Source organism: Deminuibacter soli (assembly GCF_003412455.1).
Taxonomy (GTDB): Bacteria; Bacteroidota; Bacteroidia; order Chitinophagales; family Chitinophagaceae; genus Deminuibacter; species Deminuibacter soli.
Genome location: NZ_QTJU01000001.1, coordinates 125606 through 150980, shown reverse-complemented (window position 1 = coordinate 150980; position 25375 = coordinate 125606). Strand labels below are relative to the sequence as shown.

The following is a 25375-nucleotide window of genomic DNA, read 5'->3' as shown; positions in this document are numbered from 1 at the left end:
CACCTTGTTAAAACAAAACAGCCTGTTACCAGGTAGCAGTAACAGGCTGTGTATGCGATAGCAATGTTATTATTTACAAAACCATAATCTGGTTGCGCAACAGGTCTTCAAAAACATCTGCCTTTCTAACCAAATGATAGGCGCCGTCTTTCACCAGTACCTCTGCCGGTTTGTAGCGTGAATTGAAATTGCTGCTCATTTCAAAACCATAAGCGCCTGCGTTGTAAAATACCAGCAAATCGCCTTCGCGTACTTCGTTTAACTGGCGGTTCCAGGCAAAGGTGTCGGTTTCGCAGATATTGCCTACAATGCTGTAGCTTTTCAGTTCACCTGCGGGGTTGCTGATGTTTTGAATATGATGATAGGCGTCGTAAAACATGGGGCGTATCAGGTGGTTAAACCCGCTGTTTACGCTGGCGAATGTGGTAGTGGCCGTTTCTTTCAGCACGTTTACTTCGGTAATAAAATAACCTGCACCGCTTACCAGGAATTTACCCGGTTCAAACCAAACCTGCAATGGCCTGCCGTTGGGGTTGGGGTGTGCGGCAAACGCTTCTTTTACCTTTTGTGCCAGCAGGGTAATATCGGTTTCAGGATCGCCTTCTTTGTACGGTACTTTAAAACCACCGCCCAGGTCAATGGAATCCAGTTCTTTAAAACGCGGGATAATATCAAACAGCACCTGTATGCCTTTTACAAACACTTCCACGTCTTTTATCTCGCTGCCGGTATGTATGTGCAGGTTGTGAATGTAGAGGTCATGTTTTTCTACCAGGGTCAGCACTTTATCAATCTGGTCAACCGGTATACCAAACTTGCTTTTATCATGACCGGTAGAAATTTTCAGGTTGCCGCCTGCCATAATGTTCGGGCGCAAACGGATACCCACCGGGTAACTGTGACCGAATTTTTTACCGAATTTCTCCAGGTTGGAAAGACTGTCGATGTTGATGTGCACACCTAGCGACTGCACTTCCTCGATTTCGCTGAAGGCAATACCGTTAGAAGTGTACACGATTCTTTTGGCAGGAAAACCGGCATGCAGCGCCAGCTTTACCTCGTTTACCGAACTGCAGTCAACATTACAGCCAATACTGCTGATATATTTTAATACGTTGATATTGGTGAGCGCCTTGCTGGCATAATAAAACACCACATCCTGGCCTTCAAAGGCATGAATGAGCTTGCTGTATTGCTCTTTTATTTTTTCGGCATGGTATACATAAACGGGCGTGCCATACTGCTGTGCGATGGCAGTTAACTGATCGTTGCTTAACTGTTGTGACATATAAGGGGGAAAGAGAAATGGTCAATTAAATATGCTATTCTTCAGCAGGCTTTTCGTCGGCTGCTTCATCATCGGCAAAAGGCGTTTCATCCTCGTCCTGCTTCGAAGGTATATCTTCCTCCTCGCTGGTGAAAGCTGTTTCTTCAGCTTCTTCAGCAAGCTGGTCGTATGCTTCGGTAGCAGCAGCTGCATCGAGGGCCGCATCTATCTCGTCCTGGTCACCCGATTCCTGTTCTTCAGTAATCAGGTTGTATGCTGCTGTGGCAGCAGCTGCATCAAGCGCGGCATCTTGCACATCCTGCGCAGCATCGGGTTCGTCCTGTGCTGCTGCAGTTTCTTCGCTGTTTGTTTCAGCAGCTGCTTCAGCAATGGCAGCATCATGCGCTATCAGGTCGCCGTTGCTGTCAACAGCGAGCGGTGCTTTTTCTTCTTCCGGTTTTCCTGTTTCGGTAACGCCGGATACCTGGGTTGGTTCAATCATAATATCGGCGAGTACCTCTTTAATCTTGGGCAGGTCGGCCACAGAATTGAGACCAAAATAATCCATAAACGATTTGGAAGTAGCGTATACCAGCGGTTTGCCGGGCAGGTTTTCGCTGCGGCCGGTGATAATAATCAGTTCTTTTTCCAGCAGTTTCTGGATGCTGTAATCACTGTTCACGCCGCGTATAGATTCTATTTCGCCCTTGGTGATCGGCGCTTTGTAGGCAATAATGGCCAGTGTTTCAAGCGCAGCGTTGGACAACCGTTTCAAAAATTTGTCGCCGTTAAGCTGGGCAATGGTTTTGTGGTAATCGCGTTTGGTTAAAAACTGCCATCCGCCGCCACTTTCACGCACTTCAAACGGGTAAAACTCTGACTGGTATTTTTCCCTGATACCCTCCATACACGATTCTACCTGATCAAGCGTAATGCGTTCTTCCATAAATCCAAACGTATTGTTGATGAGCTCAACAATATCAAGATTGGTTAACGGCTTTTCACTCGCAAAAATCAGCACTTCAATGTGCGGGATGATTTCGGATAATTCCATACGGTAATTTGAAAATTTGTGAATTTGAAAGTTTGAAAATGAAAACCGGGCAATCCGAAAATTTGAGCATTTGAGCAACTGATACGTCCCTGCCGCTTAACGGTGTTTCATCTCCCAATCAGCCTTTCAAATTACTACATTAATTCTTTCTCTCCATTTTCAAATTACCACACTTTCAAATTTTCAAATTGAACCTACCCCTGCAAAGCAGCCGCACCGCTTACGATTTCGGTAAGCTCGGTGGTAATGGCCGCCTGGCGGGCGCGGTTGTAAGAAATTTTCAGCGCTTTCAGCAGTTCGTTGGCGTTTTCGCTGGCTTTATCCATGGCAGTCATACGTGCACCATGTTCGCTGGCGTTGGCATCCAGAACGGCTTTATAGAGTTGTGTGTTCAGAATTTTGGGCATCAGCTCGGCAATGAGCGTTTCCTTTTCGGGCTCAAAAATAAAGTCCGCTTTTTTAGCGCCTTCAACTTTGGCTACTTTGGGGATGGGTAAAAACTGCTCTGCTTTGAATTGCTGTGTAGCGGCGTTTTTAAATTCGCTGTATACAATATATACCGCGTCGAACTGGTTGTTCTCAAAGCCTTTCATGGCAGCCTGTGCAGCAGCCTGAACTTTTTCGAACTTCAGGTCAAGAAAAATATCTTTATAAGTGTCTTCGGTTTTGTAGCCGCTTTTGGTCATGCTTTCCCAGCCTTTTTTACCAATGTTCCAGATGGTCACATTGCCTTTGGCAAACTGGGTATTGTATTCGCTGGCAATAGCCGCTTTTACGGTTTTAATTACGTTGGAGTTATAGGCGCCGGCCAAACCGCGGTCGCTGGTAATAACAATAAACAGCACTTTTTCAACAGGGCGTGTTTCGGCAAGTTTAATGTTCAAATCGCCTTCCACATTGCTCACAATATTGCTCAGCATTTCCTGCAGTTTCTGGGCATAAGGCCTCATCTGCACGATAGCATCCTGCGCACGGCGCAATTTGGCAGCACTTACCATCTTCATCGCTTTGGTAATCTGCTGTGTGCTCTGAATGGATTTGATACGGTTACGAACCTCTTTTAACTGACCAGCCATTGTTTGTTGTCGTTTATGTTTTATTCGCTTCCCAAACGGGTAAAACGTAAAATTGGCTGCAAAAGTAGCAGAAAGACGCCGTATTTCCAGTTTTAACAATGAAAAATACTTTCAGCTGCCTGCAGCCGCCAAAATGCCTGTATTACAGGCTCAAACACTGCAGCAATATATCCTTTGATAAAATAAATAGTGAAAATGTTAATGTGTCTGTATCATTTCACCTATACTGCAACAATTACCGAAAGTTAACGTCTTCACCCTGCAAATTCTTTACCTTTGACGTTCGCTCAACTAAAATGCTGCCATTATGGCTAAGGGAAACAGGTTGCATTGTTTTTGACGTAAACATCCTGTTTGTAATAATACATAACCAATTAAAAATGCCTGCCGGTGTTGCACAAACCCTGCAGGTAATAGAAAACATTATTTATGTTAGGTTTTTTAAGCAAACTACTGGGTGGCAACAAATCTGAAAAGGACGTAAAACAGATTGAACCACTTGTAGGCCAAATCAACGAATACTTTCAAAAGTACCAGTCGCTCACGAACGATGAGCTGCGTGGTAAAACCACGGAGTTCAAACAGCGTATCAGCCAGCACCTGCAGCCCATTGATGCAGAAATTGCAGCCAAACAACAGGAAGCTGCCGATATGAGTGAGACCGATCTGCAGGCTAAAGACGCCCTCTACAACGAGGTGGATAAGCTGAAGAAAGACCGCGACGCCAAAATTGAAGAAATACTGCAGCAACTGCTGCCCGAAGCGTTTGCCGTAGTAAAGGAAACTGCGCGCCGCTTTAAAGACAATGAAATTGTAGCCGCTACCGCCACCGAGCTCGATAAAGAATTAAGTGTTAGCAAAAAACATTACATCTCTATCGATGGTGACAAGGCGCTTTATAAAAACCGCTGGACTGCCGCAGGCATCGACGTAACCTGGAACATGGTACACTACGATGTGCAGCTGATAGGCGGTACCGTACTGCACCAGGGTAAAATTTCCGAAATGGCTACCGGTGAAGGTAAAACACTGGTAAGTACCCTGCCTGCCTACCTCAACGCCCTCGCAGGTGAAGGGGTACACATTGTTACGGTGAATGATTACCTCGCACGCCGTGACGCCGAATGGAACGGACCGGTGTTTGAATGGCTGGGTTTAACCGTTGATTGTATCGACAAACACGAACCCAACTCTCCCCAGCGCCGCAAGGCCTATCTCGCTGATATTACTTACGGCACCAACAACGAATTTGGTTTCGATTACCTGCGCGATAACATGGTGCACCGCCCAAGCCAGATGGTACAGCGCAAACACCACTACGCCATGGTGGATGAAGTGGATAGCGTGTTGATTGACGACGCGCGTACGCCATTGATCATCTCTGGTCCGGTTGGCCACAGCGATAACAGCCAGCAGTTCTTTGACCTGAAACCACGTATCGAAGAGCTGATTAAGCTGCAGCGCCAGGCAGTAAACCAATACCTGAACGAGGCAAAAACAAAAATTGCTGCAGGCAACGACGATCCGAAAGATGGTGGTTTGGCCCTGTACCGTGCACACCGCGGTTTGCCCAAAAACAGCGCTACCATCAAATACCTGAGTGAACCCGGTATCCGCGTTAAAATGCAGAAAGCCGAGAACCATTACCTCGCCGATCAGCAGCGCGAAATGCACAAGGTAGATGAAGAGCTGTATTTCTATATTGATGAAAAAAGCAATTCAGTAGAACTTACGGACAAGGGCATTCATACCATTACCCGCGCCGGTGAAGATCCCAACTTTTTTATTATACCCGATATCGGCGTTGAACTTGCTGCTATCGATAATAACAAGGCACTTACTGCCGAAGAAAAAATTGAGCAGAAAGAAACACTGCGCAATGAATACAACGCGAAAACCGACCGTATTCATACCATGCAGCAGTTGCTGAAAGCATACACGCTTTTTAACAGGGACGATGAGTATGTGGTGATGGATGGCAAAGTGAAAATCGTGGATGAGCAAACAGGCCGTATTCTTGATGGCCGCCGCTACTCCGACGGTTTGCACCAGGCCATTGAAGCAAAAGAAAACGTACACATTGAAGCCGCTTCTCAAACCTATGCAACTGTTACGCTGCAGAACTACTTCCGTATGTACCACAAACTGGCTGGTATGACCGGTACTGCCGAAACAGAAGCAGCTGAGTTGTGGGATATCTATAAACTCGACGTGGTTACCATACCTACCAATATTCCTATTACGCGTAAAGACGAGCAGGACCTGGTGTACAAAACCAAACGTGAGAAATACGGTGCTGTAATTGATAAAATTGAAGAACTGCGCAATGCAGGCCGCCCGGTACTGGTGGGTACCACTTCGGTTGAAGTGAGTGAGCTCATTAGCCGTATGCTGCGCCAGAAAAGCATTCCGCACAATGTATTAAACGCCAAACAACACGCCCGTGAGGCCGAAGTAGTGGCCAGTGCCGGTTTAACCGGCGCGGTAACCATTGCTACCAACATGGCCGGCCGTGGTACCGATATTAAACTGGGGCCCGGTGTAAAAGAAGCAGGTGGTTTAGCTATCCTGGGTACTGAACGCCATGAATCACGCCGTGTAGACAGGCAGTTGCGTGGCCGTGCCGGTCGCCAGGGTGATCCCGGTTCTTCACAGTTCTATGTATCGCTCGAAGATGACCTGATGCGTATGTTCGGCAGCGAACGTATTGCCAAGGTGATGGACTTTGCCGGTTATAAAGAAGGCGAGGTAATTCAGCACAGCATGATTACCAAGAGCATTGAACGTGCGCAGAAGAAAGTAGAAGAAAATAACTTTGGCATTCGTAAGCGTTTGCTGGAATATGATGACGTGATGAACAAGCAGCGTACGGTAATTTATACCAAACGCAATCACGCCCTGTTCGGCGACAGGCTTTCACTGGATATCGACAACGCGTTTTACGATGTGGCCGACAGCCTGGTAAGCAGCCTGCGCGAAAACAACGATTACGAAGAATTTAAAGCACAGGTATACCATATTTTTGGTGCAGTAACTGCTATTACGCAGGAACAGTTCAGCAAGGGCAATGTGCAGGAACTGACCAATAAACTGTACGAAGAAGCATTTGCCGGTTACCAGCAGAGCAAGGCACATATCATTAAACAAACCCTGCCCGTATTCCAGGAAATACAGCGCAACGAAGGCGCTCCGGACGGCCGCAGGAAAATTAAAATACCCGTGCCTTTCCGCAGCGGAAACTCCGGTATTCACGTGGAAGTTGACCTCGATAAAAACGTGGCATCTGAAGGCGTGGAATTAACCCAGGCACTGGAACGCACTGTAACACTCGATTTAATTGATGACGCATGGAAAGAACACCTGCGCTCAATGGACGATCTGAAACAAAGCGTGCAAACAGCCCATTACGAACAGAAAGACCCGCTGGTAATTTATAAGCAGGAAGCGTACATGCTGTTTAAACAAATGGATGGTGCGATTAACAAAGACATCGTTGGTTTCCTCACACATATTGAAGCACCACAGGCCAAACAGGCGGCTCCGCCGGCTGCAGACCAGGCCCGTGTGCTGCGTGAAATAGAACAGCAGCAGCGCAACGAAATGCGTCACATGCAAACCAACAAGGAGCAGGTGCAGAACAACGGCGCCAACCACGCAGCCGGTACCGATGCGGCCTATTACGATCCTTCTGAAGAGCATGTAAAACAGGAACCCATTAAAGTTGGCCCCAAAATAGGCCGCAATGATCCCTGCCCGTGCGGAAGTGGTAAAAAATACAAACAGTGTCACGGAAAAGATCTGTAAAGCATAAATAAAAAAGGTGGTTGCAAAACCACCTTTTTTATTGCCCGTAAGCATCAATCGTGAATCGCCGGTTAATGTCGTTTAGTTAACGGCTCCTCAACCATCAACCCATCATTTCTTAGTACTACGCAGGTTTTTCAGGTTCAGTGCCGGCCTGATATGCCTGTTGTCGATAGCACCGTTAAAACCGGCCCTGTACGTGCTTTTTACCTTTGCAGAAGGGGTACGGAATGCCGCAGTGCCGCTTTCCCTGAAACCACCGGTAGTAATGTATTTCAGCGCATAGGCCAGGCAGTTTTCCGTAGGGTCGCCCCAGTTGCGGTTTACACCGTCTGTGGCCGGTTTGTCAATGGTAAAGCCGCCGTAATAATCACTGGTACCCGCATTGTTGATGCTGCGGAACGATACAGGGAAAATATACCAGTCGCCCACCGGGATGTTGAAAAAGCCAACTGGTTTGCCATACGTATGCGTGGCCGGACCAACCAGTTTCTCGCTTAAAAACGGTTTGAGGTTATTTATTACCAACTCGCTGGCCGAAGCCGTTTCGTCTGAGACGATAAAGAAAATGCTGCTGAGGTTAAGATTTCCTATTTTGTTAAACTTGGAAGTTTCATTCCAGTCACTGTGTTTGTCGTTGAATTCTTCCGTAAACATGGTTTGGCCGTTAGCGGAGGCAGGAGCCAGGTAATTACACAGCTTTTCTGCATTGTACACGTAACCGCCGCCATTGTAGCGCAGGTCAATCACCACATTCTGCACATCGTTCGCTTCAAAATTGCTGAAAATGCGTTTAAAGTTGTTGTCAATATCCAGCGAATCGCCCAGGAAGGAATTAAAGGCCATATAACCCACATTGCCCTGGGTAGTGGTCAGTACCGTATCGGCCAGTACGGAATGGGCATTGTAGGTGCCTACGCTGAGGGTAATATCCACCGTACTGCCATCCGGTTTCTGGAAGGTAAAACTGCTGGTGCTGCTGTTGTAAATGGCATCTACCAGGAAATTGATATTGCTCGAGCTGGTATCCGTGGTGCCAATACCGTTAACCTTAAGTATTTGCCAGCCGCGCTGTATACCCTGTACACCTGCCGGCGCTTCTCTTTCCACATACATCACGTACAGCTGGTTGGTGCCGCCCAGGTAGCGGGCATACAGCCCGAAATCCTGCGCCACGCCAGAGCTGGTATTGTCAAACGAAGCCTGTTTAATGCCAAAGCTGTACCTGTCAACCGGGTTGGGGTAACCGCTTACCATGCTGTACGGCCTGATGGCAAGCATCAGCGAATCGGGGGCGGTAATACCTGCATCGGTAAAGGTGGAAGGTATTTGTTTGTACCAGTAATACACATCAAGGGTATAGGCGAGGGCAGTATCAACTACCGGGTATTGGCCGGCCTGGTTGCCGGTACTGTCGGTAGGAGCGGGCGGGTTTTCATTACTAATCGATTTCTGGCAACTGCTGAATAGCAAACCTCCAAACAGCAGCGCAGCTCCAAGCATCAGGTGCATTCTTTTCATACCAGTAGGATTATATATTTAATAAACGTAAAAAGCCGGACAGATTGTTTTGGTAACTTTGTTTTTTTAGAAAAATGTATACCAAATTAGCGCATTCAACTGTTTGCCATGCAAATAAATCAATACATAGATCATACCATCCTTAAACCAACCACACTAATAGCAGATATTGAAAAAGTGTGTTCTGATGCCCGGCACTATAAATTTGCTGCCGTTTGCGTGCCGCCCACGTTTGTGCGTATGGCTGCAGGGCTGCTGCAGAACAGTGGTATAAAGGTAGCCACTGTAATTGGTTTTCCCTTCGGGTACTCGGCCGTAGAAGCCAAACTGGCCGAAACCGTGCTGGCAATGGTAGATGGTGCCGATGAGCTGGATATTGTCATTAATCTCATTGCGCTCAAAAATAACGACTGGGCTTACCTGGCCAACGAAATAAACCACCTGCTGCCGGTGATCAGGAGCAAAGAAAAAGTGGTTAAAATAATTATCGAATCAGGCATTTTAACCGATGAGGAAATCATTAAATGCTGCGAACTGTATGGTGTTGGCGGGGTTGATTTTTTGAAAACCTCTACCGGTTATGCCGAAAAGGGCGCTTCAGTACATGCCGTACAGTTAATGCGCCGGCACCTGCCTGCCAATGTACAGATTAAAGCTTCGGGTGGCATTAAAACCTATGAATTTGCCGCCGAACTGGTTGAAGCAGGTGCTACCAGGCTGGGCTGCAGTGCCAGCGTGGCCATTGTAACCGGCAGTGCCGCAGGTGCGGGTTTTTATTAACAGCCTTAAACCTTTCAACCAATATGTGTATGAAACAATTACTGATGCTTGGAATACTGCTCATCGCTGTTGTATACACCAACGCGCAGGACAGCATTGTGGTAACCAAAGACCCCAGGCTGGATATTTTTAATGCCAAACAGGCCGCAGTGAACAGGCTGGCCAGTCATTTAAATGCCAACGGGCAATTTAAGGGCTTTAGGCTGCAGGTGCTCAGCACACGCAGCCGCGACGAAGCTTTTAAAGTAAAAGCCAGCCTGCTGCAACAGTTTCCCGGGCAAAAAACATATGCACTGTACCAGTCGCCGTATTTTAAAATACGCATCGGGGATTTTGCAGAAAGAGAGGCAGCGGAAAAATTCAGAACAAGCGTTTTGCGTTATTATCCGCAGGGAGTATATGTAGTAGACGATGTGATTGACTACAACCCCGAAGAAACAGACGAAACGACAGAATAAGACCAGAAAATTGGTGGATATGCTAAAAGAAAAAATCCAGTCCTGTGCAAGGGAATACGCCGCTGACATGATTGCCATCAGGCACCACCTGCACGCACATCCTGAGCTGAGTTACCAGGAATTTGAAACCTCGGCTTATATACAACAGAAATTAACCGAATGGGGTATCCCTTTTGAAATAAAGGCCACCACCGGTGTGGTGGGTTTAATTGAAGGCCGCAACCCCGGCAGCAGGGTAATGGCCTTGCGTGCCGATATGGATGCACTGCCCATACTCGAAGAAAATGATGTGCCCTACAAATCAACCAACCCGGGCGTAATGCATGCCTGTGGTCATGATGTACACACAACCTGCCTGCTGGGTGCTGCACGCATTCTGCAGCAGCTGAAGCAGGAATGGGAGGGTACTGTAAAGCTGATTTTTCAGCCGGGTGAAGAGCGCAATCCCGGCGGCGCCAGTTATATGATTAAGGAGGGAGTGCTCGAAAATCCCAGGCCTGCAGGTATCATCGGGCTGCATGTGCATCCCGGCCTGGAAGTGGGCAGGCTCAGCTTCCGCAAAGGCCGTGTAATGGCCAGTGCCGACGAGTTGTATATTACCATCCGCAGCAAGGGTGGCCATGCTGCAGCACCGCATCTCACGGCTGATACCATCCTGATCGCCTCACAGCTTATTGTAAGCCTGCAGCAGATCATCAGCCGCAACAACAACCCGCTGATGCCTTCTGTATTGTCCATCTGCTCGTTCCAGGGTGGCCATACCACCAATGTTATTCCCAGCGAGGTTAAACTCATGGGTACTTTCCGCGCCATGGATGAAGCGTGGCGTTTTAAGGCACACGAACTCATCCGCAGGCAAACCGTTGGACTGGTAGAAGCCATGGGTGCAGAAGTGGAGCTGCACATTGATGTGGGCTATCCTACGGTTGACAATGACCCGCAGCTCACTGCCAATGCCTGGGCACAGGCAGAGGCCTATATGGGCCAGGAAAATGTGCTGGAAACCGAAATGCGCATGGGCGCAGAAGATTTTGGGTATTATACCCAGGTTATTCCCGGTTGTTTTTACCGACTGGGTGTGCGTAACGAAGCAAAGGATATTGTACACAACGTACACACCCCGCGCTTTAATATTGATGAGCGTGCCATTGAAACCGGCATGGGCATGATGGCTTGGCTGGGTGCAACAGTGAATCTTTAACCCGTAATAGTGGAAAAAAGAAAGCTGATAGCGGTTGCTGTCAGCTTTTGTTTTTTAAAGGGAGGCAGTAAGCAGTTAGTATCAGCGTTGTTTCCAGTGAAAACCGTTGGCTTCTATATGGGTGCTGTCGCCTGCGGTTAGCTGCAGGTGCAGTACATTTTTAGCGAGTATCAGTTGGGTAGTGCCGTCGATACTGGCATTCAGCTGTTGTATCAGTATGTCATCGTCAAAACCTATTTCACTGTTACCTGTGCCGGTAATGCGCAGGCTGTCGAGACTGGTGTGCGAATACATGGGCTTGTTATGGCCATCTTCATGTTCAGAGCGGTATACGCCGAAATGGCTGTTATGCAGTATAAATACCGGTGCGGGCAGGTTGCTCCACCTGGCGTAATTAATGCTGGCGTTGTTACCAATCACCAAACCTGTTTTGGCCATATGCACCGTAATGGAATAGTGGCGGTCAATACTTTGGGTATAATCTTCTTCTACAACCAGTGTATCCTGTTGCATCACATATTTTACATTGGATGCTGCATGTTTGGGAATTTCAATGCTGTATTTGTCGTCCTGTTCAATATATACCGGTGCATCCAGGTTGCCTTTCAACAGCAGTACATTAAACGGTGTAATATCGGTGATATTGCTGTTCGATTTGGTGTATTCCTGCTTACTTACCAGGTTGCCCTTGCGCAGGTTATTGTTAATGGCGAATACCACGCCTGCGAAGAGCAAAGCGATGATGGTAGCCAGGCTGAGTAATATTTTATTGCTTGTTTTCATTGTAGTTAGTTTGATGTTGAAACCAATTGGGTTTTGTATGTTTCAAAACGTGCGCTCAGTTCGGTAATGTCCATATTCAGCAGGCGCATGTTGTGAAATACCTGTGGTAAATCTTTTTCGAGGAACTGGTTTTTGCGGTATTGCAGGGCTACCTGCATTGCATCGGCCGATACAAAAAAACCGATGCCGCGCTGGTTATAGATGATCTGTTGCTGCTGCAAAAAATCATAGGTGCGCATAACCGTATTGGGGTTTACTTCCAGCTGTACGGCCAGTTCACGTACTGATGGAATTTTGTCGTCGGCCTTCCATTGCTTCAGCAGAATTTTTTCGCACACATAATCCGCTATCTGCAAATAAATGGCCTGTGATTCGTTGAATTGCATACAATCTCGCGTTTAATGGTCTAAGTCTACACTTCTTTTTCTTTAAGCCTGAACCAGATGGTAACCCAGGTTGCTGCTATCAGTATATAAATGCCACGCAGCATCAGCCAGCCGAGTAACCAGGGTATCGGAATCAGGTGCACACCGCTGTGTTCATCGTACGATTTGAAATAATGCATATCTCCATCAAACCCGCCGCTTGGCAGAAAATTGTCTGCAAGTTTTACCACGTATAAAATAAACAGTAACACGATTACAATAAGCGATAAGGCGGTTTTGATATAACCGAACTTTTCAAAATACACCGAGCCCAGCAAAAACAAGGATTGCAGTGCAAAAAAGATCGACAGCTCTACATTGTTCACCGGGTTGCCGTCGAACATATTAAATATATGCAGTTGCTGCACCTGTTCACGGGTAAGCGGCGTTCTGTGCAGCGTGGCAGGCAGCGCTTTTGCAACCGAGATAGCAGCAAAATCAACCGCTTCAAACAAGGCTGTGTAAACGCTGAAGAATAGTACCACGGCAAACAAAATGGCAACAATGCTTTTTTCGGTATTGGATGCAGGTAATAATAGCTGGGTAATAGCACGTGGTTTGAATGACAGGTCGTTGAAATACAAACCGGCGAAAATACAGCCTACGATAAACAGGCCGGCATAATATAGTACAGGTCGCAACGGCGAATCGAAGAAAACGCGGGCCAGGTTATAAGCAGCCAGCACATTAAAGAAATAGATACCGGCAATAATAGCGATGGTAATGGTCATGCCCATCACATACATGCGCTTGTTGTCGCCCCATTGTTTACGTATCAGGTGTAGTAAACGTGGCATGGATATTATTTGATTCATAAGTTTGGTTTTGATGTCAGGGTATTAGTATTGTACGGCTGGCTGGCGGTGAAAAGCTTCGTTTACGCGGGCCGGGTTATTCATTACGGCTTTGTAGAGTAATTCGAGATCGAGTTTGCCCTCGTGCCCGTTGTTATTGGTGGTCACAATTACATTGCCCCTGAATGTTTCTTCTGCATACAGCGCTTCTTTTGCTTCAAAGCTATCCTGCGCCAGGCGGCAGTCGAGGTGGCGGGTAATGTTGGGTATGCTCTGGTCAAATAAAATATTGCCGTTGTCAATTACCGTAATGCGGTCAATCAGGTTTTCCAGGTCTTTTACCTGGTGGGTGCTGATGAGGATGCATTTGTTTTCATCTACCACGCTGGCCAGCACTTTCCTGAACTGGCTTTTGCTGATGATGTCTAAGCCATTGGTAGGTTCGTCCATTAATAAGATAGAGGTGTTGCAGGCCAGCGCAAAGCTGATCAGCAGTTTCTTTTTCTGGCCGTAGCTCGCCTGTGGCAGTTTATCGGCCAGCGGCACCTGGAATTCGCTGAGGTAGCGTTCAAACTGCTGCTGGTTAAATTTCGGGTAAAACACCGCGTGATCGCGTACCAGTCGCCCGATGGTAATATCCGGCAGGTGAAATTCTTCCGGGATCATAAAGATTTCCTGCAAAAAAGCAGGCTGCCTTTTGGAAGGAACGTAGCCCAGCACGTCTACCTTCCCCTGTTTAGGAAATAATAAACCGGCAATATTGTGCATCATGGTGCTTTTCCCGGCGCCGTTTTTACCGAGCAAACCGTAAATATAGCCGGGCTGAAACTGAACACTCAGGTCGCTAAGCACGTTTTTTCGCTTGTAGCTGAAGTGAAGGTTTTGGATATCTATCATAGCCGTTGTTTTAGTGTACTAGTTAATTAGTACACTAAGGTAGTGCGAGGTTTTCATATTTGCAAATATTTTATCAAACCGGCCGCGTTTACCAACAACTGTTCATATTGTTTGTAATTTGCGCCCTTATTTACCGGCCGGATGCCGCTTTGCGGCAGGGTCAGCAGCCAATACCCCTATCTCCTGATCTAAATGAATGCAATTGAAGGTCAATAAGTTGCGTTTAACCTGCCGGTGTAAAAAAATTCTATGGACAAGCAGAAAGAACTTAGAAGGCAGCAGGCACTGGAATACCATGCCCAGGGCCGCCCAGGTAAAATTGAAGTTGTACCCACCAAAGAAGCAAAAACCCAACGCGATTTATCTCTAGCCTATAGTCCGGGTGTTGCAGAACCTTGTAAAGAAATTTTTAACCACAAAGAAGACGTCTATAAATATACTGCCAAGGGCAACCTGGTGGCGGTAATCAGCAACGGTACCGCCGTGCTGGGATTGGGCGATATTGGTCCCGAAGCCAGCAAACCCGTGATGGAAGGCAAGGGCGTACTGTTCAAGATTTATGCAGATATAGATGTATTTGACATCGAAATCAACGAAAAAGATCCCGAAAAATTTGTCCAGATTGTAAAGGCGCTTGAACCTACGTTCGGTGGCATTAACCTCGAAGACATCAAAGCGCCGGAGTGTTTTTATATTGAGAAGGCATTGCGCGAGCAGCTGAATATTCCCATTATGCACGACGATCAGCATGGCACCGCCATTATCAGCGGCGCTGCCCTGCTTAATGCACTGGAAATTCAGCAGAAAAAAATTGAAGAAGTGCGCCTGGTTATCAATGGTGCCGGTGCTGCAGCCATGGCCTGTGCACAGATTTACGTGGCGCTGGGCGCGAAGTATGAAAACTTTATCATGTTTGATAAAGATGGCGTACTGCACCAGGGCCGTACCGACCTGGACGCTATTAAACAGAAATTTGCCGTAAAAAGCAGTGACTGGACTTTAGCCACGGCCATGAAAGATGCCGACGTAATGGTAGGCTTAAGTGTGGGCAATGTGGTAACACCTGCCATGATACAGAGCATGGCACCCAAACCCGTGGTATTTGCCATGGCCAATCCCGAGCCCGAAATCACCTACGAAGAGGCAACAGCCGCGCGTAAGGATATTATTATGGCTACCGGTCGCAGCGATTACCCCAACATGGTAAACAATGTACTTGGTTTCCCTTATATTTTCCGTGGTGCGCTTGATGTGCGTTCAAGGCAAATTAACGAAGCTATGAAACTTGCTGCCGTTAAAGCCCTGGCCGATCTGGCCAAAACGCCTGTACCCGATATCGTAAACCTGGCTTATAACCAGAAGAACATCAGCTTTGGCCCCGAATATATTATTCCCAAGCCGGTTGATCCCCGCCTGCTGGCTACCGTAGCGCCTGCCGTAGCCAAAGCTGCGATGGAGAGCGGTGTGGCACAGGAAGCAATTACAGACTGGGAAGCCTACAAAGTAGTGCTTAACAAACGCCTGGGCCTGGATAACCAGCTGATCCGCGTACTGGGCGCCAAAGCCCGCCGCGACCCGCGCCGTATTGTATTTGCAGAAGCGGATAACCAGAAAATTCTGAAAGCAGCGAGCATTGTATACGACGAAGGCATTGGTTACCCCATTCTGCTGGGTGATGAAGCCACCATCCGCCAGATTGCAGAAGAAAACCTGATCGATATTGCAGACCTGCCTATCATCGATCCGCGCAGCGAGGCCATGGAAGAAAAGCGCAACCAGTATGGTGAGCTGTTCTTCGCCAAACGCCAGCGCAAAGGCTTTAACTATTACGAGAGCAAGAAAATAATGAACGACCGCAACCATTTTGGTTGTATGATGGTGGAAACAGGCGATGCAGATGCCATGATTTCGGGCCTTACCCGTAACTACGCAGAAGCCATACGCCCGGCACTGCAGATCATCGGTACACGTGAAGGTGTGAAAAAAATTGCCGGTATGTACCTGCTGCTCACCAAAAAAGGGCCGTTGTTCCTGGCCGATACCACGGTGAACTTTAACCCTACTGCCGAAGAACTGGCCGATATTACACAGCTGGTGGCAGAAGGCGTACGTGCATTTAATATTACCCCGCGCATTGCCATGCTCAGTTACAGCAACTTTGGCAGCAACAATTCGCCGGAAGCCAGGCTGGTAGCGGAAGCTACGCGACTGGTAAAACAGCGCAACCCTTCGCTGGTGGTAGATGGCGAGATGCAGGCATCGATTGCGTTCGACAAAAAAGTACTGAAAGACAACTATCCTTTCAGCGAGCTGGTAGATGAGGATGTGAATACATTGATTTTCCCCAACCTGGCAGCAGGAAACGTTGCATACAATTTGTTGAAGGAAGTTGGCGGCGCAGACGCTATCGGGCCCATTTTGCTGGGACTGGACAAACCGGTGCATGTACTGCAGTTGGGAAGTTCTGTTCGTAGTATCATCAATATGGCTAATATTGCAGTGGTAGATGCCCAGTTGAAGTGCAAGGAAAATTGTGCGGAAGCGATACTTAAATCACCCTGGTGGCAACGGTTAAAAAAACGGAAGAATCAAAAATAATCTGAATCGGTCATGCACTTTCTCACTCATGTAGGTACTTATTTACTGATGCTTCAGGGAATGTTTAAACGTCCTGAAAACCCGAAGATGTACTGGAAAGAATTCATGCATCAATGCGTGGAAATTGGCTTTGGCGCCATGCCCATTGTATTGATCATTTCCGTATTTCTAGGTGCGGTAACCACGGTACAAACCGCTTACCAGCTGGTGAGCCCTATTATTCCCAAAACCACCATTTCTATGATTGTGCGCGACACCATTATGCTGGAGTTGTCGCCAACTGTAGTATGCGTTGTGCTGGCAGGTGTGGTAGGCAGTAAAATTGCGAGTGAGCTGGGCAACATGCGCGTTAGCGAGCAGATAGACGCACTTGAAATTATGGGCATCAACAGCAGGGGGTATCTTATTGCCCCCAAGGTATTGGCTTCCCTGGTGGTAATGCCTGCGCTGATTGTATTGTCCATTTTCCTGGCGCTGCTGGGTGGCCGTATTGCCGGCGCTACGGCAGATATCCTGTCAAACGAAAGTTTTGATATCGGTCTGCGTATGAATTTTAAACCATTTAACGTGTTCTTCGCCCTTATCAAGGCCTACACGTTTTCGTTTTTAATCAGCAGTGTGTCTGCTTATTTTGGTTACTATGTAAAAGGCGGCGCCCTCGAAATAGGCCGCGCCAGTACCACAGCCGTAATTGTGAGTTGTATCCTGATTCTGTTAGCAGATTATATATTGGCAGCGTTGCTGCTCCAGTAACAAAAAAGCCCCGGTTGAACCGGGGCTTTTTTGTTACTGATGGTTGAATGGTTGTATGGCTGAAGGCCCCGCGCGGGCCTTTATTTTGACTGTACTTCAAACGCCCTGGTCACGGTTTCCCCGTTTTCATCCACAACAGTAAGCACATGCTTGCCAGGTGCAGGGTTAACAGCCACCTGGTGAAAGCGTACCGTGGTGCCGATGTACTGTTCATCGAGGTGCCAGAACAATTTGCCATCGTGGTTGCGGGTGGTTGCGGTAAATATGGTATTGCCCTTTTCCCCGCTTAACTCCAGCGGCACATAAATGCGGGCATTTTCTTCGGGGTAAACAATATCAATAGCACGGCCTTCCCCGGCTTCGCAGCCAGGCAGCACAGGCGGCAGCGGCTGGTAATCGGTATGTGTTTGGCGGTAATAATATTCAATGGAAGGCGGCAATATAAACCAGGCCTTGTGCTGCATGTTATTGGGCGATACGCAGCTGGCAGTTACGCGGTAATGCCCGCTGGCATCCAGGTTTACCGGCCGGTGGTAGGGGCATACCGCTGCATGCTGCAAGGCGCTGGCAGAAACCAGCAGTGTATCTGCATCCGGGCAATCGGGGCCGGCCTTGTAACCTGATTGGTGGCATACAGGCAGGTAACCAAACCCACTCAACGGCGGCTGAAACCAGGGGGAAGATGGCAATTGCCTGAAAATATCGAACAGGATGGGGGCTGCGGTATTGATACCTGTTAAATCGGGCCGGCCTTCGCCGGTGGTATTGCCGGTCCACACCACTACACAATAACGCGGTGTAAAACCGACAGCCCATCCATCCCTGAAGCCAAAGCTGGTGCCTGTTTTCCACGCAATGCGCTGGGCAGAACCAAACAGGCCCCACAACCCTTCTTCACCGGGGCGCATTACTTCATTCATCGCATTGAACGTATGCCACAGGGCAGGATAATCAAACGGCGCAAATTCATTGTTGCCTGCTACCGGGTGCAGTTTGCGGTTATCTGCACCGGCCACATAACCGGGCATAAACCAGTCTGCACTGTTCCATTTACCGTGGTTTTGTTTTTCGTGCAGGTACATGCGCGCCACACTGCTGTATACACCGGCCAGTTCATAGGGAGTAACCTCGCAGCCGCCGAGAATCAGGCTCATGCCATAAAAATCTGCCGGCTGTTTTAACGTGGTTAAGCCACACCAGGTCAGCACATCGTAAAAACGCTGGTACTTGAATTGTTGCAACAGCTTAACGGCCGGTATGTTCAGGCTGCGCGCCAGTGCACGGTTGGCAGGTACGGCACCATCGTAACCCAGGTCAAAGTTTTGCGGGGCATAACCGTTTATCTGCGTAGGAATATCAGGCACCAGCTGGCGCGGCAGCAGGGTGCCTTCTGTAAGCATGGCTGCGTACAGCAAGGGTTTTAAGGTGCTGCCCGGACTTCTGGGCGATGCCAGCACATCTACATGGCTTTCGAGTGATGCATCCTGTGGCTGGTACACATTGCCTGTGTAGGCCAGTATATTGCCGGTAACCACATCTACCACCATCGCCGCGGCATTGTTTACCTGGTTGCCTTTCAGCTGACCGTGATGTATGGCAATAATATCGTTGAGCTGTTGCTGCAAACCTGCGTCGATGGTGGTTTGTATACTGGTGCCTGCTGCCGCCTGCTGTTGCAGCAATTGCGGGTACTCTTTCTTAAAACGGTCTAACAGGTGCGGGGTCATTTGCGGCAAAGCGCGTGGATCGCCGGGTAATGGTTCCAGTTTGGCCAACGCGCAGGTAGTGGAATCAATCGTATGGTTGTGCAGCAGTTTTTGCAGCAGCAGGTTGCGTTTGGCCAGCAGTGATTCCCTGTTTTTACCGGGATGCACAAACGAAGGCGCATTCGGCAATACAGCCAGCGCAGCCATTTGCCCCCAGCTTAAACTTTTGGGGCTGTTGCCATAGTATCGCCAGGCTGCAGCATCCAGTCCTACCACATTGCTGCCAAACGGTGCATTGGAGGCATACAGGGCAAGGATGGATTTCTTTTTATACGAACATTCCAGGCGAACAGCAAGCAGGGCTTCTTTCAGTTTATTCCAGATATTACGGCTGCCCATACCGCGACTTAATCGCACCACCTGCATGGTAATGGTACTGCCGCCGCTTACTACGCGGTGATACCGCACATCCTGCCACAAGGCGCGGCCCATGGCAAGGAAGTCTACACCAAAATGATAATTGAAACGCTTGTCTTCAAACGCGAGAATACATTGTTTGAATTTATCAGGAACATCGGCATCATAGGGAAAACGCCACTGTCCGTCTGCTGCAATGGCCGCGTTCAGCAGCACCCCGTTTTTATCAGTAAGCACATAGCTGGTGGGTGTTACAAACAACTTGCCCGGCAGGCTGAACCAGAACCATACAAAAAGGGCGATACAGGCAAGCACCAGTATTTTGCGTTTACGGGATAAACGCAGCCAGTGGTGTTTGATGCGGGAATATAATTGAATCATCCGGTGATAAAGCTACAGATATTCCATATCTGCAGGATATAGAATATCTTTCAGCCATGAAACTTGCTTTCCACGGCGCAGCCCGTACTGTTACCGGCTCCAAACACCTGTTAACCCTTTCTGACGGAACCGTTATCCTGTTTGATTGCGGGATGTTCCAGGGTTTGGGAAAAGATACCGATGCCTTCAATGCCGACCTGGGTTTTGATGCAGCGGAAGTAGATTACCTGTTATTGTCGCATGCACATATCGACCATTCGGGCCTTATTCCGAAACTGGTAAAAGAAGGGTTTAAGGGCCGCATTGTATGCACGCCTGCTACCAAAGACCTGGCTGCAATACTGCTGCTTGATTCTGCAGAAATACAACGCGATGATGCGCGTTTCAGCAATAAACGCAGGGCCAAACAGCATTTGCCGCCCATTGAACCATTGTATTCAATAGAGGATGCGAAAGCTGCTTTGCCTTTATTTGAAAAGCTGGCCTATGGCCAGTGGCTTACGCTGCAACCCGGCGTGGAAGTGATGTACACAGATGCCGGCCATATTATTGGCAGCGCCGCCGTGCATTTGCGTGTAACCGAAAAAGGTAAAACCACGCAAATCAGCTTCAGCGGTGATGTGGGCCGCTACAGTGATTTAATTCTGCGCTCGCCGGAAGTGTTTCCGCAGGCGGATTATATCATTATTGAAAGTACCTATGGCAATAGTTTGCATGCCGGAGTGTTCAACACGCCCGAACTGCTGCTGAAATGGATTGAACATACCTGCGTGGAGAAAAAAGGCAAGCTGATTATTCCCTCGTTCAGTGTGGGCCGCACACAGGAGCTGCTGTACGTGCTGAACGGCTTAAGCCTGGAAAAACGCCTGCCAAGGGTGCCGGTGTATGTAGATAGCCCGCTGAGCCTTGAGGCTACCGATGTGGTGAAAAAACATCCTGAAACCTTTAACAGCCGCATCCGCAAGCTGCTGGAGATAGATGATGATCCCTTTGATTTTGAAGGTGTGCGTTTTATCCAGACAGTAGAAGAAAGTAAAGCACTCAACGACAAGCCTGAACCCTCTATCATTATTTCAGCCAGCGGTATGGCCGATGCGGGCAGGGTAAAACACCATATCATGAATAATATCAGCAGTGAGCGCAACACCATACTGCTCGTTGGATATTGTGAACCCAGTTCACTGGGCGGCCGCCTGGTCGATGGTGCCAAGGAAGTGGGCATTTTCGGCGAGCGCTACGAGGTAAGGGCTGAGGTTGGTTCTATACGCAGTATGAGTGCACATGGCGACTACAACGATCTCTGCCAGTTCCTGGCCTGCCAGCAACCTTCGGCAGTAAAGAAGCTGTTTATTGTACACGGAGAATACGATGTGCAGCAGGACTTCCGTGACCGTTTGCAGAAAAAAGGCTTTCCTGATGTGGAGATACCGGAGCTGCATGAAGTGTTTGGGCTTGAAAATTGAGCGCCGAAGCAGTTGAATTACTTCAAAGCTTTAACTAAACCGGTGCCCATGAAGATGACTGGAAGTAGATCTTGACACAAATATTATTGTTGCATGGCTAAAAGGAGAAAGTTAAGGATTGAAGCTTAAAAGCTGGTAAATAAGTAAACGGCCCCGGATCATTGATCCGGGGCCGTTTGTATGTATAAAATGTATTTCTTAGCTGTGTGCAGGGGCCAATACAGGCAGGTTGGTAGTTATATGATAACGTTCTTCCAGCAGCCACAGGCGGGCGCCGCCCTTGATGCCATCTTTATTGGTGGCGATGCTGATATTCTGGTCGAGTTTGAAGCTGATTTTATCTGCATTGCCGCCGCAAATGTACAGGCGGTCGTAGTTGAATACTGTTTTCAATATTTCGATGATCTTACCAATGCGTTTGTTCCATTTTTCGTCACCGTCTTTTTCCAGCGCTTTATTGCCTACATATTCATCGTAATCCCTGCCTTTGCTGATGGGGTGGTGCGCCAGTTCAAGATGTGGCAGCAGGTAGCCATCCATTAATACGGCAGTGCCAAAACCGGTGCCGAGTGTTACCACCAGCTCAAAGCCTTTACCACTGGCTACGCCTAAACCCAGCTGGTCGGCATCGTTTACCAGTCGCACAGGTTTCTGTAATGAATTGCTTATTCTTTGACCGAGATCGATATTTTTCCAGTTGGGGTTACTGAGGTTGGGTGCAGTGAACACAATACCGTTGCGCACATAACCGGGAAAACCAACAGAGATCTTATCATATGCAGGAAAATCTTTCACCAGTGCATGAATGGCTTCAAGTACGGTTTCCGGTGTAGCCGGACTGGGTGTAACCACTTTGCGATAGTCCTGCTTCAGTTCTCCGGCTGCATTTAAAATGGTTGCCTTAATGTGTGAGCCACCGATATCAATGGTGAGAATTGCCTCATCTTGTTTAATCGTATCCATAACCTTACTGTTGTTTTATGATAAACCTAAAATTAGGTAAAAAGGTTGAGAAGCGTCTTTAGCCGATAGCTTTTAGCGGTTAGCTTGCCTGGGCAAAAATAAAAAGAGCGCCTTCGCAGGTATTACCCATGCAAAGACGCTCCGGTATAAAATATAGTTTGTCTTGTTCTAAAAGCTCGTAGCTCAAAGCTTGCAGCCCACAGCTGAAAAAGGCTAAGCGCTAACAGCTATCTGCTTACAGCTTTCTTCTGCTATTTCCTCAGCTTCTTAAATGTCTTTACACTGCCATCCTGTGCAACCTGCAGAATCAGTTTCTGCGTGTCTTTTTCCAGTGATACATAGTAGTTAAAGCCTGCGGTGGTGGAGTTCATTTCAATGGCTTCAGTGGCTGTATAACCCTGGTATTTGTCTTTGATGGTGGTTTGTGCAGCAGCAGGCAATTCAGTCAGCTGTACCGGGCGGCTGGTGCCCATGAAGTTGCCGTCTTCATCGTAGAAAGCCTGCATGTTCAGGTTATCAACAGTAAAGCTGATGGTAGTGATCATGCCGTTTACTTTCCAGCTGGTGATGCTGGCAGCAGGCCATGCTTTTTTAAATGTAGTGCTTACTTTGTCGTTAGTAGTACCAGCAAATGCAGTTGCAATAAGGCTGATAGCGATGATGGCGGCGAGGATAATCTTTTTCATAAACGTAGTTTTTATAAGTTTTTTTATTGTTTGCGTTTGATGTTAGGTATAATGCCAAACCGGTGCCATGTGGTTGTGCCAGCCGTAACTCATTGATAATGAATCGAACTGTAAACTGTTAAGAAAAACAAATTGTCCGCAGGCGAACAGTTTCCTGTTCACAAGCGGACAAAAGGAGTTTAAAGTTTGAAGGTTTAATGTTTAATAGTTCCGTTTTGTTGCATGGAATGATTGATCGTTTTGCACTTCATGCCGCGGTTGGCTTTTTTCGCGCAATCCTGCGTTTTCCGCGAGAGATAAAAAATCCCCGTGCTTGTGGCTACGGGGATGGTATGTGCAGGCAATCGGAAAGGCTTGTTTATATTTTGTGTTTGCTTTGCCGGTACTTGTCGCCGATGATGGTGCTCAGGGGCTTTTCATATACCTTGCTTTCTACCCACGATATCACATCCAGGTAGGCAAAGGCCCTTGTTTCGAAACGGCTTTTTTCCAGGTGTTTGATCTTCTCGAGAAATTTTTCCAGTTCGGGTTTCAGCTGGCGTGGTGATACCACAAATGAATGACGCAGGAATTTAAACATCTCTTCTTCCACCACCGTCAGGTTTTTCATTTTCGCCATAAAACGGTACACCGATTTTATCAGTGATTCCATGATATCGTAATTGCCCAGCTCGTAGTGTGCCATCAGGTGCAGCAAACGGGCATAACACTGTAAATCGTACCGCAGGTCTGCGTTGCTGTTGATGATCTTTTGCAGGTAGTCAATAGATTTGGCGTAATCACCGCTGCCGAAATTGAGGGTGGCCATTTTGTAGTTAAACACCAGGATGCGGTGCATATCTACATACAGTGCGTACTCCTGCAGTTTCTCTTCTACATAGGGTATCAGGGCCAGTCCTTCGCGGAAGGTGCCCATCATCAGGTGCTGGTTTATTTTGGCAGTGTAGATGTAAATAAACGTGTGTATCCTGAAGTTATCGTGCAGGTTACCTACCGGTGAAGCGGCATAGGCTTCAAAACGGCGTAGGGTGGTGTCAAAATCTTTGTAGTTGCGCAGGTCAAAATGGGCATTCAGCAGGTTGTGCATGCCTTTTACATAGTGGCCGGGTTCTACTTCAATCATTAATGGCTGTGCATCGAAGAGGTCTATCCATTTTTTGCTGTAGCGGTAGTACATCAAAAAATCGGTTCGTATAAAAGCATACCAGCAATAGCTCTGGTACAGGTACATGCGTTCGTAGAAATCGGTTACCTCGTGCGCATCGGCCGGCAGGTTTTTACGGAAATAGGCCTTCACATCTGTTTCGTCAGCTTCGTTGCGGGCATGCCCGTTTTGAATATACCAGCGGTACAGCTGTAATGCCAGGCTGGATAGCCGCGATACCCGGTCGATATGACCGGTGATCTCGCGCGATTCCGCTGCCAGCAATTCCGTTTTTTCCTGTGAGCTGCGGGTTATGTGCAGGGTTTCAATTTTCTTTTCCAGGGAGATTACCTGGGCCAGGAAATTGTATTTATGGTTGGTTTTGGCCAGTTCCTTGGCACGTTCCAGTATTTTCAGGCTTTGTATTTTCAGACCTTTATTGTAGAGTATGCGCGCGTAGTCGAGCTGCTCGCTCAGTTGAAGGTCGATATTATCGGCGCTTTTCAGCAGGCGCAGGCTGGCTAACAGTTGTTTGTATAAATGCGTTTTTAAATTGGCTAGCTGGGGTTTGGTAATCGGTGAAAGTTTTTTCAGCAGGGGCTTTTCATCGTATTCGGGCAATTTTTCCAGCGCGTCATATAACTGTATGATTTTCAGGTCCTCGTTCGCGGAGCTTCGTTTAATGTATAATTTGAAATGTCTCTTCTCTGACTTTTCTAAAGACTTTACGAGTTGAAACAATGCGTCGGTAAAACTGTTGGGCGTCATAATAGAAATCTCCTAAAACTCAATAGCAGCAAGGGTTTGTGAATTTTTTATCGGCTTTGCCATGATAAAAACACGAATAAGTTGTTTTGCAGGGTGAGGAAATCGCTTGTAATTTTACAGTGTTAATAAAAAATCTCATACAGCAAGCAATCGAAGGGCGGCAATTGTTAGAGGTTTGATGATGGAAGCGGAAAACTAGACGACTACCATCCACAAAAAGAATTCGAAGATTTTTCATATGGCAAGCAATCGTTAGAGGTCGGCTGTTTCTACAGTGGACCCTTTTTTTTGGGTGTATGCGAAGATAATGCGGAATCTATTTCAAAAATCCCTTTTTACAAATCCCCCGTTTGATGTTTCTTTCCTCGATATTTATGCTCCTGTAAATCAATTTTTTAGTGCTGGTATAATCGTTAAAATTTTCTCAAAATTCCAT

At 47.6% G+C, this 25375-nt stretch carries 19 protein-coding genes; 7 read left to right on the top strand and 12 right to left on the bottom strand.

The features are described from left to right. Nucleotides 1–73 precede the first annotated feature (73 nt). The 3 genes from lysA to atpG all read right to left on the bottom strand — a co-directional run bounded on the left by lysA (nt 74) and on the right by atpG (nt 3397). Nucleotides 74–1288 carry a diaminopimelate decarboxylase gene (gene lysA / locus DXN05_RS00555; RefSeq protein ID WP_116845268.1) on the bottom strand — a complete coding sequence of 405 codons (1215 nt, stop codon included), beginning with the start codon at nt 1286–1288 and terminating at the stop codon, nt 74–76. A 34-nt stretch (nt 1289–1322) separates the two neighbouring features. After that, on the bottom strand, nt 1323–2321 hold the full coding sequence (gene scpB, locus DXN05_RS00550; RefSeq protein WP_116845267.1) for an SMC-Scp complex subunit ScpB: 999 nt from the start codon (nt 2319–2321) through the stop codon (nt 1323–1325). Between the two features lie 194 nt (nt 2322–2515). Further along, nucleotides 2516–3397, bottom strand: a complete 882-nt coding sequence (gene atpG / locus DXN05_RS00545; protein ID WP_116845266.1) for an ATP synthase F1 subunit gamma — start codon at nt 3395–3397, stop codon at nt 2516–2518. Between the two features lie 429 nt (nt 3398–3826). Here atpG and secA point away from each other — a divergent pair, with 429 nt between their 5' ends. Further along, nucleotides 3827–7201 carry a preprotein translocase subunit SecA gene (gene secA / locus DXN05_RS00540; protein WP_116845265.1) on the top strand — a complete coding sequence of 1125 codons (3375 nt, stop codon included), beginning with the start codon at nt 3827–3829 and terminating at the stop codon, nt 7199–7201. A 111-nt stretch (nt 7202–7312) separates the two neighbouring features. Here secA and DXN05_RS00535 read toward each other — a convergent pair whose 3' ends face one another. Continuing rightward, nucleotides 7313–8722: a S41 family peptidase gene (locus DXN05_RS00535; RefSeq protein WP_116845264.1), complete on the bottom strand. Its 1410-nt coding sequence runs from the start codon at nt 8720–8722 to the stop codon at nt 7313–7315. A gap of 108 nt (nt 8723–8830) precedes the next feature. Here DXN05_RS00535 and deoC point away from each other — a divergent pair, with 108 nt between their 5' ends. The 3 genes from deoC to DXN05_RS00520 are packed head-to-tail and all read left to right on the top strand — an operon-like array spanning nt 8831 to nt 11161. Further along, nucleotides 8831–9502 (top strand): deoxyribose-phosphate aldolase, encoded by a 672-nt coding sequence (gene deoC / locus DXN05_RS00530; protein ID WP_116845263.1) that lies wholly within the window; start codon nt 8831–8833, stop codon nt 9500–9502. A 29-nt stretch (nt 9503–9531) separates the two neighbouring features. After that, on the top strand, nt 9532–9960 hold the full coding sequence (locus DXN05_RS00525; protein ID WP_158559087.1) for an SPOR domain-containing protein: 429 nt from the start codon (nt 9532–9534) through the stop codon (nt 9958–9960). 19 nt (nt 9961–9979) lie between these two features. Next, nucleotides 9980–11161 carry a M20 metallopeptidase family protein gene (locus DXN05_RS00520; RefSeq protein ID WP_116845261.1) on the top strand — a complete coding sequence of 394 codons (1182 nt, stop codon included), beginning with the start codon at nt 9980–9982 and terminating at the stop codon, nt 11159–11161. Nucleotides 11162–11242: 81 nt separating this feature from the next. Here the strand turns inward: DXN05_RS00520 and DXN05_RS00515 are convergent, their stop codons facing one another. From DXN05_RS00515 to DXN05_RS00500, 4 genes are read right to left on the bottom strand one after another with little or no spacing between them, the layout of a single operon-like run. Continuing rightward, entirely contained in the window at nt 11243–11944 is a 702-nt protein-coding gene (locus DXN05_RS00515; protein WP_116845260.1) for a hypothetical protein, read from the bottom strand. 5 nt (nt 11945–11949) lie between these two features. Then, complete coding sequence (locus DXN05_RS00510; protein ID WP_116845259.1) at nt 11950–12330, bottom strand: GntR family transcriptional regulator; 381 nt, start codon at nt 12328–12330, stop codon at nt 11950–11952. Nucleotides 12331–12356: 26 nt separating this feature from the next. Beyond that, nucleotides 12357–13166, bottom strand: a complete 810-nt coding sequence (locus DXN05_RS00505) for a hypothetical protein (RefSeq protein WP_116845258.1) — start codon at nt 13164–13166, stop codon at nt 12357–12359. Between the two features lie 42 nt (nt 13167–13208). Then, entirely contained in the window at nt 13209–14060 is an 852-nt protein-coding gene (locus DXN05_RS00500) for an ABC transporter ATP-binding protein (protein ID WP_116845257.1), read from the bottom strand. Nucleotides 14061–14309: 249 nt separating this feature from the next. Between DXN05_RS00500 and DXN05_RS00495 the strand changes: the two genes are divergently transcribed. Continuing rightward, a complete protein-coding gene (locus DXN05_RS00495) occupies nt 14310–16658 on the top strand; it encodes an NADP-dependent malic enzyme (protein ID WP_116845256.1) in 2349 nt (782 codons plus the stop codon). Between the two features lie 12 nt (nt 16659–16670). After that, nucleotides 16671–17411, top strand: a complete 741-nt coding sequence (locus DXN05_RS00490) for an MlaE family ABC transporter permease (protein ID WP_211329948.1) — start codon at nt 16671–16673, stop codon at nt 17409–17411. Nucleotides 17412–17491: 80 nt separating this feature from the next. Here DXN05_RS00490 and pbpC read toward each other — a convergent pair whose 3' ends face one another. Beyond that, nucleotides 17492–19915 (bottom strand): penicillin-binding protein 1C, encoded by a 2424-nt coding sequence (pbpC, locus tag DXN05_RS00485; protein WP_116845255.1) that lies wholly within the window; start codon nt 19913–19915, stop codon nt 17492–17494. Nucleotides 19916–19971: 56 nt separating this feature from the next. Here pbpC and DXN05_RS00480 point away from each other — a divergent pair, with 56 nt between their 5' ends. Then, the gene (locus DXN05_RS00480; RefSeq protein ID WP_116845254.1) at nt 19972–21378 is read left to right on the top strand and encodes an MBL fold metallo-hydrolase RNA specificity domain-containing protein; all 1407 of its coding nucleotides are present in this window, start codon (nt 19972–19974) and stop codon (nt 21376–21378) included. A gap of 198 nt (nt 21379–21576) precedes the next feature. On the opposite strand, the gene DXN05_RS00475 is transcribed toward DXN05_RS00480, so the two are convergent. From DXN05_RS00475 to DXN05_RS00465, 3 genes are all read right to left on the bottom strand, one after another. Beyond that, nucleotides 21577–22341 carry an ROK family protein gene (locus DXN05_RS00475; protein WP_116845253.1) on the bottom strand — a complete coding sequence of 255 codons (765 nt, stop codon included), beginning with the start codon at nt 22339–22341 and terminating at the stop codon, nt 21577–21579. 251 nt (nt 22342–22592) lie between these two features. After that, nucleotides 22593–23027, bottom strand: coding sequence for a hypothetical protein (locus DXN05_RS00470; protein WP_116845252.1), 435 nt, complete (start codon nt 23025–23027; stop codon nt 22593–22595). A gap of 358 nt (nt 23028–23385) precedes the next feature. After that, a complete protein-coding gene (locus DXN05_RS00465; protein WP_116845251.1) occupies nt 23386–24939 on the bottom strand; it encodes a hypothetical protein in 1554 nt (517 codons plus the stop codon). Nucleotides 24940–25375 lie beyond the last annotated feature (436 nt).